10 protein-coding genes are annotated in these 12006 nt (G+C 67.9%); 9 read left to right on the top strand and 1 reads right to left on the bottom strand.

Annotation, left to right across the window (positions count from 1 at the left end; all coding sequences use genetic code 11):
- The first annotated feature begins 22 nt into the window (after positions 1 to 22).
- From ACWAUG_RS00285 to ACWAUG_RS00255, 7 genes are all read left to right on the top strand, one after another.
- Positions 23 to 1777, top strand: a complete 1755-nt coding sequence (locus tag ACWAUG_RS00285) for a proline--tRNA ligase (RefSeq protein WP_460800449.1) — start codon at positions 23 to 25, stop codon at positions 1775 to 1777.
- 1 nt (position 1778) lies between these two features.
- Positions 1779 to 2807: an LOG family protein gene (locus ACWAUG_RS00280; protein ID WP_460800448.1), complete on the top strand. Its 1029-nt coding sequence runs from the start codon at positions 1779 to 1781 to the stop codon at positions 2805 to 2807.
- Between the two features lie 93 nt (positions 2808 to 2900).
- The gene (nusA, locus tag ACWAUG_RS00275; RefSeq protein WP_460800446.1) at positions 2901 to 3884 is read left to right on the top strand and encodes a transcription termination factor NusA; all 984 of its coding nucleotides are present in this window, start codon (positions 2901 to 2903) and stop codon (positions 3882 to 3884) included.
- 41 nt (positions 3885 to 3925) lie between these two features.
- On the top strand, positions 3926 to 4198 hold the full coding sequence (locus tag ACWAUG_RS00270; protein ID WP_298038742.1) for a YlxR family protein: 273 nt from the start codon (positions 3926 to 3928) through the stop codon (positions 4196 to 4198).
- Positions 4199 to 4257: 59 nt separating this feature from the next.
- Entirely contained in the window at positions 4258 to 7011 is a 2754-nt protein-coding gene (gene infB, locus ACWAUG_RS00265) for a translation initiation factor IF-2 (protein ID WP_460800444.1), read from the top strand.
- 64 nt (positions 7012 to 7075) lie between these two features.
- Positions 7076 to 7504: a 30S ribosome-binding factor RbfA gene (gene rbfA / locus ACWAUG_RS00260; protein WP_298038747.1), complete on the top strand. Its 429-nt coding sequence runs from the start codon at positions 7076 to 7078 to the stop codon at positions 7502 to 7504.
- A 94-nt stretch (positions 7505 to 7598) separates the two neighbouring features.
- Complete coding sequence (locus ACWAUG_RS00255; RefSeq protein ID WP_460800442.1) at positions 7599 to 9776, top strand: helix-turn-helix transcriptional regulator; 2178 nt, start codon at positions 7599 to 7601, stop codon at positions 9774 to 9776.
- A 19-nt stretch (positions 9777 to 9795) separates the two neighbouring features.
- On the opposite strand, the gene ACWAUG_RS00250 is transcribed toward ACWAUG_RS00255, so the two are convergent.
- Positions 9796 to 10695, bottom strand: a complete 900-nt coding sequence (locus tag ACWAUG_RS00250; protein ID WP_460800440.1) for an HhH-GPD family protein — start codon at positions 10693 to 10695, stop codon at positions 9796 to 9798.
- Positions 10696 to 10747: 52 nt separating this feature from the next.
- Between ACWAUG_RS00250 and truB the strand changes: the two genes are divergently transcribed.
- Together truB and ACWAUG_RS00240 are read left to right on the top strand one after the other, a co-directional pair.
- Complete coding sequence (gene truB / locus ACWAUG_RS00245) at positions 10748 to 11641, top strand: tRNA pseudouridine(55) synthase TruB (RefSeq protein ID WP_460800439.1); 894 nt, start codon at positions 10748 to 10750, stop codon at positions 11639 to 11641.
- Entirely contained in the window at positions 11638 to 12006 is a 369-nt protein-coding gene (locus ACWAUG_RS00240; protein WP_460800437.1) for a hypothetical protein, read from the top strand. Before truB ends, ACWAUG_RS00240 begins: the two co-directional genes overlap by 4 nt.

Below are 12006 nucleotides of genomic sequence, written 5' to 3'. Positions count from 1 at the left end.
GACAGGTCACTAGACTTGTCGCGTGGTCACTCGTCTCTCGAACTTCTTCCTCCGCACACTCCGTGAAGACCCGGCCGGCGCCGAGATCGCCAGCCACAAGCTGCTGATCCGTGCCGGATACATCCGGCCGCAGGCCGCGGGCATCTTCGCCTGGCTCCCGCTGGGGCTCAAGGTCAAGGCCAAGATCGAGACCGTCATCCGCGAGGAGATGGTCGCTGCGGGTGCGCAGGAGGTGCACTTCCCGGCGCTCATGCCGCGCGAGCCCTACCAGGCCACCGGCCGTTGGGACGAGTACGGCGACCTGCTGTTCCGCCTCCAGGACCGCAAGGGCGGCGACTATCTGCTCGCGCCCACCCACGAAGAGGCCTTCACGATGCTCGTGAAGGACATGTACTCGTCCTACAAGGACCTCCCGCTGACGATCTACCAGATCCAGGACAAGTACCGCGATGAGGCGCGTCCGCGCGCAGGACTCCTCCGCGGCCGTGAGTTCACGATGAAGGACGCCTACTCCTTCGATGCATCCGATGAGGGCCTCGACGCCAGCTACATGGCGCAGCGCGACGCCTATGAGCGCATCTTCCAGCGCCTGGGCCTCGAATACGCGATCGTGAAGGCGGATGCCGGAGCGATGGGCGGTTCGCGCTCGGAGGAGTTCCTGCACCCGACGCCGGTCGGTGAAGACACCTTCGTGCGCAGCGCCGGCGGCTACGCCGCCAATGTCGAGGCGTTCACCACCGCCGCGCCGGCACCGGTGCCGTTCGACGACGCCCCCGCGGCCACCATCTTCGATTCGCCCGCGACGCCGACGATCGAGACGCTCGTCGCGCACTCCAACGCCGTCCTCGACGGCGAGTACACGGCGGCCGACACGCTGAAGAACGTCGTACTCGCGCTGACGAACCTCGACGGCACCCGTGAACTCGTCGTCGTCGGCATCCCCGGAGACCGCGAGGTCGACGAGAAGCGCGCCGAGGTGGCCTTCGCACCCGCCGAGGTCTCCCCGGCCACGGACGAGGACTTCGCGAAGCACCCGCTGCTGGTCAAGGGATACATCGGTCCCTGGTCGCCGGAGGGCGCCGTGCTCGGCGAGGAATCCGCCACCGGCATCCGATACCTTCTCGACCCTCGCGTCTCGGAGGGCACCCGATGGATCACCGGCGCGAACGTGCACGAGAAGCACGCGCACTCCGTCATCGCCGGCCGTGACTTCACGGCCGATGGGATCGCGCAGATCGCCAACGTGCGCGCCGGCGACCCGGCACCCGACGGCTCCGGTCCGGTCGAGCTCGCCCGCGGCATGGAGATCGGCCACGTCTTCCAGCTCGGACGCAAGTACGCCGAATCGCTGGGGCTCAAGGTGCTCGACCAGAACGGCAAGCTCGTCACGGTCACGATGGGCTCCTACGGCATCGGCGTCACCCGCATCCTCGCGATCATCGCTGAGCTCAACAACGACGAGAAGGGGCTCATCTGGCCGGCGACCGTGTCGCCGTTCGATGTGCACGTGGTCGCCGCCGGACGCGACCAGGTCGCCTTCGACGTCGCAGCCCAGGCCGCCGAAGACCTCGAGGCCGCCGGCCTCGACGTGCTCTACGACGACCGCCCCAAGGTCTCGCCCGGCGTGAAGTTCGGTGATGCCGAGCTCGTCGGCATCCCGCGCGTCCTCGTCGTCGGCCGTGGCGCGGCCGAGGGCCAGGTCGAGCTGTGGGACCGCCGGACGGGGGAGCGCGAGACGATCGCCCTGGCCGATGCTCTCGAACGGCTCCGGAGCTGACATGAGCGACAAGGACCTCGACATCACCGGCGCTGTCGAAGCCATCATGGCGGAGGCGGGCATCACCGAGAACACCTCGCTGGTGCGCCGCATCCTCACCACAGGGCTCGGACTCGGGCAGGACGACACCTCGCGGTTGGATCTGAAGATCGTCGCGTCGGCGCTGACCGAGATGCGCGATGCCTTCCGGCTGTTCCGCCCCTACGCGGGTGCCCCGAAGGTGACGGTCTTCGGATCGGCGCGCACGCAGGCTGACGACCCCCTCTACGAGCAGGCGCGTTCGGTGGCGGCCGTGCTCGCCGAGCAGGGATGGATGGTCGTCACCGGGGCCGGGCCCGGCATCATGCAGGCGGCCGCCGAGGGCGCCGGCGAGAAGATGGCACTGGGCGTCTCGATCAAGCTCCCGTTCGAGGAGAAGCCGAACGCGGTCGTCGCGAAGGACACCCACTCGGTCGAGATGAAGTATTTCTTCACGCGCAAGCTCATGCTCGTGAAGGAATCGACCGGGTTCATCTGCCTGCCCGGCGGCTTCGGCACGCTCGATGAGATGTTCGAGCTGCTGACGCTTCAGCAGACGGGCAAGGCGGAGCCGATGCCGATCGTGCTGCTCGACGCGCCCGGAGGAACCTTCTGGCGGGGTCTTGAGCGGTTCATCCGCGACACGCTGGTTCCGGCGGGGGTCATCTCCGCGGACGATTTCGATCGTGTGCTCGTGACGGATGACGCCGAGGCGGCGGTCGCCGAGATGACCGGTTTCTGGCGTAACTACCACTCGCTGCGCTGGATCGAAGACGTGCTCGTCCTGCGCCTGAAGAATCAGCCGACGTCGACCGAGATCGCGGCGCTGAACACGGAGTTCGGGCACTTCCTCGTCGATGGCGCGATCGAGTCGGTCCCCCCGCATGCTGTGGAGATCGCCGATGGCGATGCCGTCGAGCGGCCCCGTATTTCGCTGCGCCTGCGCCAGCGGGAGGTCGGCGGGCTGTACCGGTTGATCGCCGCGGTGAACGGTCTCGACTCCGCGCGCTGAGCCCGACGGCTGACGCTTCGGCTCCGAGCGGGTATCGTTGTACGGTGCCGCGCGTGCAGGATGCTGCGGCGAGAGCTGAATATGGAGGCCGTTATGGACATCGAACTGGGGCTGCTGCGCGGGATCGAGAAGGAGAAGGAGATTCCCTTCGACGAGCTCGTGACGATCATCGAGCAGGCCGTTCTGACGGCTTACGGAAAGCACGTCTCCGAAGATGGCGTTGTTCCGCAGGGCGTTCGCGTCGAGCTCGACCGCAAGACCGGCCACGTCGCCGTTCTTCAGCCGGTCACCGATGACGAGGGTGCTGTCATCGGAGAAGAGGATGCCACGCCCGGCGACTTCGGGCGCATCGCGGCTTTCGCGGCCAAGCAGGTCATCAGCCAGCGGCTGCGCGACATCGCCGACGAGGCCGTGCTCGGCGAGTTCCGCGGCAAGGAGGGCGATATCGTCGCCGGTGTGATCCAGCAGGGTCCGAACCCGCGCATGATCCACGTCGACCTCGGCAGCGTCGAGGCGATCCTTCCTCCCGAGGAGCAGGTTCCCGGTGAGGAGTACACGCACGGTTCCCGTCTTCGCGTTTACGTCACGAGCGTCGCGAAGGGGCTGAAGGGCCCGCAGATCACCGTGTCGCGCACCCACCCCGGACTCGTTCGCAAGCTCTTCGCGCTCGAGGTCCCGGAGATCGCCGCGGGCCTCGTGGAGATCGTCTCCCTGGCTCGCGAGGCCGGCCACCGCACGAAGATCGCGGTCGTCGCGAACGACCCGGCGATCAACGCCAAGGGGGCCTGCATCGGCGAGCTCGGCCGTCGTGTGCGCGCCGTCACCGAGGAACTCGCCGGCGAGAAGATCGACATCGTCGACTTCGACGCCGACCTCGCCTCGTTCGTGGCTCATGCCCTGTCGCCCGCGAAGGTCAGCAGCGCTTTCGTGCTCGATGCGACCACCAAGGCCGTGCGCGCTCTCGTCCCCGACTACCAGCTGTCGCTCGCGATCGGCAAGGAGGGGCAGAACGCCCGTCTGGCCGCGAAGCTCACCGGCGCGAAGATCGACATCCAGCCCGACAGCATCCTCGACTGATCGGCAGGTCGAGCAGTTGTCATCCAGCGGTGCGGTGTAGGATGGAGCCTGTACGAACATGCGTCGGTTGTCGCATGCGTGCTTCCCGAACTGCTCTTCTCAGAGTGGTGGCTCAGAACAACATCCTCGTCATCGATGAGAGTGCTGTTCTGCCGGGGAGGGGCGCGTGGATGCATCCGACGCAGGAATGCATCGAAGCCGCACTGCGGCGCCGCGCTTTCGCACGAGCACTCCGTGTGTCCGGTGAACTGGACACGCAGACCATCGAGAAACGGCTGAACGGCTATGGAAACAAAGTGAACGGCTCGAAATGAGACCCGTCCGCGACTAGTGGTCTGCCCTGTCTGGGCAGACCGACCCAGACAGGAGAATTGTGGCTGCCAAACCACGCGTACATGAGATTGCCGCCGAACTCGGCGTCGACAGCAAATTCGCACTTGCAAAGCTGAAGGAGATCGGCGAGTTCGTCAAGAGCCCGTCCTCCACGATCGAGCCCCCCGTGGCTCGTAAGCTGCGTGCGGCGATCGAGGCCGACAGCTCGGCCAAGCCCGCTTCCGAGGAGAAGGCCGCGGCGAAGCCCGGTCCGAAGCCGGCCGCCGCCAAGCCCGGTCCCAAGGCCCCGACCCCCGGGCCCAAGCCCGGCCCGAAGCCTGCTCCCGAGGCCAAGCCCGCGCCCGAGGCGAAGCCCGCGGCCGCTGAGAAGCCCGCCGCACCGACCCCCGGTCCGGCTGCTCCCAAGCCCGGCCCGGCCGCTCCCGCGGCTCCTGCCGCAGACAAAGGGGCCGAGGCTCCCAAGCCCGGCGCTCCGCGTCCCGGAAACAACCCGTTCTCCTCTGCGCAGGGCATGGGGCAGCGTCCCGCCGGCCCGCGTCCGGGGAACAACCCGTTCTCCTCCGCCCAGGGCATGGGCCAGCGTCCGACGCCGGGCAACATCCCGCGTCCGCAGGCTCCGCGTCCCGGTGCTCCTCGCCCGGGCGCCCCGCGTCCCGGCTCGCCCCGTCCCGGCGCTACTCGCGCCGGTCAGGGCGGTCGTCCCGGCGCTCCGTTCCAGCAGCGCTCCGGCGGTCCGGGTCGTCCCGGCGGTGCCGGTGGCGGCACCGGTCCCGGTGCTCGTCCCGGTGGTGGCTTCGCCGGTCGTCCCGGTGGTGGCGGAGGCCGTGGCCGTGGTCCCGGCGGTGGTACCGCAGGCGCCTTCGGTAAGGGCGGCGGCAAGTCGAAGCAGCGCAAGTCGCGGCGGGCGAAACGGCAAGAATTCGAGATGCGGTCGGCGCCTGTCGTCGGCGGCGTCAACGTCCAGAAGGGCAACGGAGAGACGATCCGTCTGCGTCGCGGCGCATCGATCGCCGACTTCGCCGACAAGCTCGAGGCCCTGAACGGCTACACCGTTCAGCCCGGAACGCTCGTCACCATCCTCTTCAACCTGGGTGAGATGGCCACGGCCACCGAGTCCCTCGACGAGGCGACCTTCGAGGTCCTCGGCGCGGAGCTCGGCTACAAGATCCAGATGGTCTCTCCCGAGGACGAGGACAAGGAGCTCCTCGAGGGCTTCGGTCTCGATCTCGACAAGGAGCTCGAAGAGGAGAGCGACGACGATCTCGAGATCCGTCCTCCTGTGGTCACCGTCATGGGTCACGTCGACCACGGTAAGACCCGCCTTCTCGACGCGATCCGCAAGACGAACGTCATCGAGGGCGAAGCCGGCGGCATCACCCAGCACATCGGTGCGTACCAGGTGTGGACCGAGCACGATGGCATCGAGCGCGCTGTGACGTTCATCGACACCCCGGGTCACGAGGCCTTCACCGCCATGCGTGCCCGTGGTGCGCAGGTCACCGACCTCGCGATCCTCGTTGTCGCAGCCGACGACGGCATCATGCCCCAGACGGTCGAGGCGCTCAACCACGCGCAGGCCGCGGGCGTTCCGATCGTCGTCGCGGTCAACAAGGTCGACAAGCCTGAGGCCAACCCGGGCAAGGTGCGCCAGCAGCTCACCGAGTACGGTCTGGTCGCCGAGGAGTACGGCGGAGACGTCATGTTCGTCGACGTGTCGGCCCGTCAGGGCACGGGCATCCAGGAGCTCCTGGACGCTGTGCTGCTCGTCGCGGATGCCGGTCTCGACCTCACCGCCAACCCGAACAAGGCCGCTCGCGGTGTCGCCATCGAGGCGAAGCTCGACAAGGGTCGCGGTTCCGTGGCCACGGTCCTCATCCAGTCGGGAACGCTGCGCGTCGGCGACTCGATCGTCGCCGGCACCGCCTACGGCCGTGTCCGCGCGATGCTCGACGAGAACGGCGAGTCTGTCGAGTTCGCGGCTCCGTCGCGACCGGTCCAGGTCCAGGGTCTGAACTCCGTGCCCCGCGCCGGCGACGTGTTCATCGTCACCGAGGAAGACCGCATGGCTCGCCAGATCGCTGAGAAGCGTGAGGCCGTCGAGCGCAACGCCCTGCTGGCCAAGGCCCGCAAGCGCATCTCGCTGGAAGACTTCACCCGTGCTCTCGAAGAGGGCAAGGTCGAGACGCTCAACCTCATCATCAAGGGTGACGTCTCCGGTGCCGTCGAGGCGCTGGAGGAGTCGCTGCTCAAGATCGAGGTCGACGACTCGGTTCAGCTGCGCATCATCCACCGCGGCGTGGGTGCGGTCACCGAGTCCGACGTGAACCTGGCGACGATCGATAACGCGATCATCGTGGGCTTCAACGTCCGCCCCGACCCGAAGGCCCGTGAGGCTGCGGCACGTGAAGGCGTGGACGTGCGCTTCTACTCGGTCATCTACTCGGCGATCGATGAGATCGAGAGCTCGCTCAAGGGCATGCTCAAGCCGGAGTACGAAGAGGTCAAGTCGGGTGTCGCCGAGATCCGCGAGGTGTTCCGCTCCTCGAAGTTCGGCAACATCGCGGGTGTCATCGTCCGCTCGGGAACGATCACGCGCAACGCGAAGGCACGTGTCATCCGCGAGGGCGTCGTCATCGCCGATGGCCTGGCCATCGAGTCGCTGCGCCGCTTCAAGGATGACGTCACCGAGGTCAAGACCGACTACGAAGCCGGTATCGGCCTCGGAAAGTACAACGACATCCAGATCGGCGACGAGATCGAGACCACGGAAATGGTCGAGAAGCCGCGTAGCTGATCATCAGCATGCAAGGATGAGGGGCGCCCGAGGGCGCCCCTCATTCGTCACAGAGGAGAAGAGAATGGCTGGAGAAAGACAGGCCCGATTGGCAGACCGGATCCGAGTGATCCTCGCGGAGCGCCTGGACAAGGGGCTGCGTGATCCCCGTCTGGGGTTCGTCACGATCACGGATGTGCGCGTTTCTGGGGATCTGCAGCACGCCTCCGTGTTCTACACGGTTTACGGTTCGGATGAGGAGCGCGTCGCCAGCGGCGCCGCACTCGCCTCGGCGACGGGGATGCTCCGCAGCGAGGTCGGCAAGCAGCTGAACACGCGTCTCGTTCCGACGCTCGAATTCATCGCCGATGCTCTGCCGGAGAATGCGGACAACATCACGGCGCTGCTGCGTCAGGCCCAGGAGCGCGACGCCGAGGTGGCCAAGCTCGCGTCGGGTGCGACCCACGCCGGCGATGCTGATCCCTACATGCGCAGTGAGGGCGAAGACGCCTGATCAGAAGGCGCATTTGCTAGTGTGAGTAGCCGTCGTCAGTTCTCTGGCGGCGGTTTCTGGGGTGCTCGATTGGGGAGCAAATATGGGATCAATGGTGAGCCGGCGCGATCTTCGCCGCCGTCCCACCGCCGTCGGTGAGGCGGAGCTGCTCTCCGCTGTCGCGGAGCGGCTCTCCGCTCTGGGAATGTCGACGGCGCCGCATGTGCTGGCGAAGCTGCTGCGTCGGTTGGGAACCGACGCAGTGACTGTCATCGAGGTCGTCGCTGAGCTGTCTCCGGCTCAACGCAGTGGCCAGAGGATGCTGCCGAGGCCGTTGCCTCTGGTCGCATCGATGCTGACGGCGTTCGACACGGAGGAGATGTGCCCGGACGATCGGGACGTCCTGCTGCTGGCCTCGTTGATCGCGGACGGCCGCCTCGAGGTTCTCGTCGCCGCGTGCGGGGAGTCATCGGTAGAGGAACTCGCGGATCGTATGAGCGATCATCTGATGATGTCCCGGGGGCATTATCGATTCACCGATGCGCGCATGGCGGTGTGGGTGCAGCAGACCGCAGCGGCCTCTGCGCGCCGTGCTGCTCATGGGCGCATCTCCGAGGCCTATGCGCGACTCGGGGAAGAGCTGCGGGCCTGCTGGCATCGTGCCTGCGGCGCGTTGCGGAGGATTCCGGATGTGGCGCCCGCATTGACCGCGCATTCGCGCGCTCTCGCGACCGAAGGACATTCGGAGTGGGCGTATCTCGTTGCGACGGAGGCCGCCGATCACGCGGTGGGCGCCAATGTCGAGGAGGCGCGCTTCGCGGCCGGCATCGCAGCGCTCGGCGCGGGGTGCATGGAGGAGGCAGCGGAGTGGCTGGGAAGCCTGTTCCCCTCGGGTGACATGGATCACCGCATCCGCGCGCTGGCGGCCCTTCAGATGGCGCAGGCGAGCACCACGGGCATCGTGACGGGCGTGGAACCGGCCGATCATCGTCCGCGCTGCGATATTCCGGCCCACTGGCGGGCGTGGGCGCGCACGGCGGGACTGGCGGCCGTTGTCAGTGCGGAGCGCGGTGAGACCTCGGCGATGCGGGAATGGTTGTTCGAGCTTCGCACGGCGGAGCTGCGTTCCGGTTCCGAGGGACGCGTGCGCGATTCCGCCGTGGCGATGTGCTGGATGCTGTCAGGTGAGCAGGACCGTGGCGAGGTTGCGACGACGGGAGCCTTCTCGGCGAACATCGTCGCTGCTCTGCAGGCGGCGCTGGACGATGAGGTGGATCTGGGCCTGCAGATCCTGGCGCGTGCGCGCGCGGGGCTCATCGACGTGCAGGACGACCTGACGGCCGGTTTCGAGCGCAGCGCTCTGGTTGACGCTTACCTGGCTATCGCCCAGGTCCTTCTGCACTTCTGGGCGGGAGACATCGCCTCTGCTCGCGTCGTCTTCCAGACGGCGGCGATGGATCTTCCGATCGGAATTCCTTTCGCGGGTCTCGCGGTGGTGTTGGGGCGACGTCTCGACATCGCGGCTGAGGGCGCCCCGGGGACGCTCGTCGAAGCGGTCGCGGCGACGCTCCCGCGGGTGACTCGGGTGGATACTCTTCTGGATGCCGCGCTCCAGTCGTATCTGCAGGGCGATACCGAGCAGGCGGCGCTGGATGTGGCGTTGTGGCAGGAGACCGGTGCGGTCGCGCCGCCGCTGTCGGTGCCGGGGCTGGATGAGGTCGGTCCGGTGACGGACGCGCCGTCCGTCGTCGAAGCTCCGGATCTCCGGCGCGCGCGGGAGCTGCGACGCCGGTTGAGGCTGCTGCCGGAGGCGTCCTGGCGGGGCGAGATCGCCGATATCGCCGAGCAGAGCAAAACGATCCGTTCGCCGTACTCTCGGGGCCGCATCGAAGCGATGATCGGGCTGGCGAGCCTGTCCCGGGGGGACGAGGTCGCGGGACAGCGCTTTCTCCGGGCTGCGCGTAGCCTCTTCTCATCGGCGGGCGCCGATGCCTGGCGGGATCTGATGGACCGGCGTCTTCGTGCGCTGGAGCCGGCCACGGCCTCGACTCCCGTTGTCACGGCAGATCCCATCCGGGCGAGCCGCGTGGCGTGGACGCCGTTGCTGACCGACCGTGAGCTCGACGTCGCGATGCGGATCATCGAGGGAGCGACGAATCGTCAGATCGCCGAGGAGTTCCGTGTCTCAGTGCGTACCGTCGAGGTGCACGCGGGGCGCATCTTCGCCAAGCTCGGGGTGCGCAGCCGGGTCGAGCTCACGGTTCTCGCCCATCGGGCGGGGCGCCACCTCTGAGCACCGGCGGTCGGTCCGCTCAGCGGGGCAACCGGAGAACGTCATCGATCGCTTCGGCGAGCCCGTCCGAGATGAGCGAGTGGATTGCCCGATCGCGCTGGGCCGTATCGGGCCAGTCGGGGATGACCGCGAACGCCGGCAGGCTGTGATCCGGAGCGCCGCGCAGTGCTGCGAGCACTGCGCCGCGGGCCTGCCGGTCCGAGCCCTCGTAGCGGGCCTGACGTGGACGGGTGTCCCCGGTGTCTGGTCGCCCCGCTGCGACCCACGCGCATCGGTGCGCGATCGGACACGCCTCGCAGCGTGGCGAGCGCGCGGTGCACACCACGGCGCCGAGCTCCATCATCGCGGCGTTGAACGTCGCGGCGTCGCCCTCGTTGTCCGGCAGGAGCGCGGACATCGCGGTGAGGTCGCGTCGCGAAGCGGGCCCGGGCTGAGAGCGGCCGTCGACGGCTCGGGCGATGACGCGGCGCGTGTTGGTGTCGACGACCGGGTGATGATCTCCGAAGGAGAAGACCGCGACGGCACGCGCGGTGTAGTCGCCGATCCCGGAGAGTTCGAGCAGAGCGTCGACATCGCGGGGAACCTCGCCTCCGTGGCGTTCGCAGATCTCGATCGCTGCGCGGTGCAGCCAGAGCGCGCGGCGCGGATAGCCGAGGTTGGCCCATTGCTCGACGACCTCCGCGGGCGTCGCCTGCGCCATGCGTCGCGGCGACGGCCAGCGCGTCAACCAGGCGTCCAGCCGAGGGATCACGCGCGCGACGGGAGTCTGCTGGAGCATGAATTCGCTCACGAGTGTTCCCCAGGCCCCGTAGCGCTCGGCGAAATCGTCGCGCCGCCAGGGCAGGTCGCGCGCTTCGGCGGCGTACCAGGAGGCCAGTTCGGTCGCCAACGGGGACGGGTCGGACGTGGTCGCGGGCACCCGGACAGCTTAGGCGTCCGGCGGGGATGCTGCTCGTCGGTAGGCTGGAGGAATGGTCTCGCCCGGTATTCTCCTCGTCGACAAGCCCGGTGGGCTGACCAGTCACGACGTCGTCGCGCGTACGCGACGGGCCGTCGGCACGCGCAAGGTCGGACACGCGGGCACGCTCGACCCGATGGCCACCGGGCTCCTCGTGATCGGCGTCGAGGGAGCTACGCGTCTGCTCACCTACATCGTGGGCGCCGATAAGACCTATCGAGCGACGATCCGGCTCGGGCAGACGACGACGACGGATGACGCCGACGGCGACATCGTCGAGACCGCCGATGCGGCGCGGGTCGTCGCCATCGCCGATGAGCAGCTCGTTTCGGGTATCGCCGCCCTCACCGGTGACATCTCCCAGGTGCCGAGCGCGGTATCCGCGATCAAGGTCGACGGGCGCCGTGCCTATGATCTGGTCCGTGAGGGGCAGGAGGTGGAGCTCAAGGCCCGAGCGGTCACGGTGTCCCGGTTCGACATCGTCGCGCAGCGACGGCAGGACGACGTGATCGACCTCGATGTCGTGGTGGACTGCTCCTCGGGCACGTACATCCGAGCGCTCGCCCGTGATCTCGGCGACTCTCTCGGCGTCGGCGGGCACCTCACGGCCCTGCGCCGCACGCGCATCGGCCCTTTCGAAGTGGCGGATGCCGTCGGGATCGACGATCTCGCCGACGCGGCTGCGCTCTCCGCAGCGGCCGCTGCGTCCCTGATCCTGCCGCCGCTGGCCATGACGGCCGACGAAGCACGCGATCTCCGTCACGGCAAGCGTCTCAGCGGACAGGCCGAGCGTCTGGAAGCGTCCTTCGGAGCCGCGATCGATCCCGCGGGCGCGCTCATCGGGATCGTCGAGAAGCGCGGGCGCGATCTGAAGAGCGCCATGAACATGCCGGAGGAGAGTCGATGATCCTGTGGTTCACCGCCCTGCAGATCGTGATCGCGATCGCCGCGGGTCTGTTCTGCCTCATCGCGGGGCTGATGGGGCGACGTCCCAGCGATTTCACGGTCGGTGCGCTGGCCCTGGTCGAGGTGCTCCTGATCGTGCAGGTCGTCGTCGCGATCATCGCGCCGTTCGCCGGGAACCCGCCGACGGGTGACCTGCTCGAGTACTGGACCTACCTCGTCTCTGCGGTCATCCTGCCCATCGGAGGGACGGTGTGGGCACTGATCGATCGCAGCCGTTGGAGCACGGTGATCCTCGGTGTCGTGGCGCTGTCGATCGCGATCATGCTCTGGCGCATGGAGACGATCTGGACGATCCAGGTCGCGTGA

It is taken from the genome of Microbacterium sp. GXF6406 (assembly GCF_054798215.1).
Note: the sequence above shows the minus strand (reverse complement) of the source record. Positions and strands in the feature narration are given on the sequence as shown.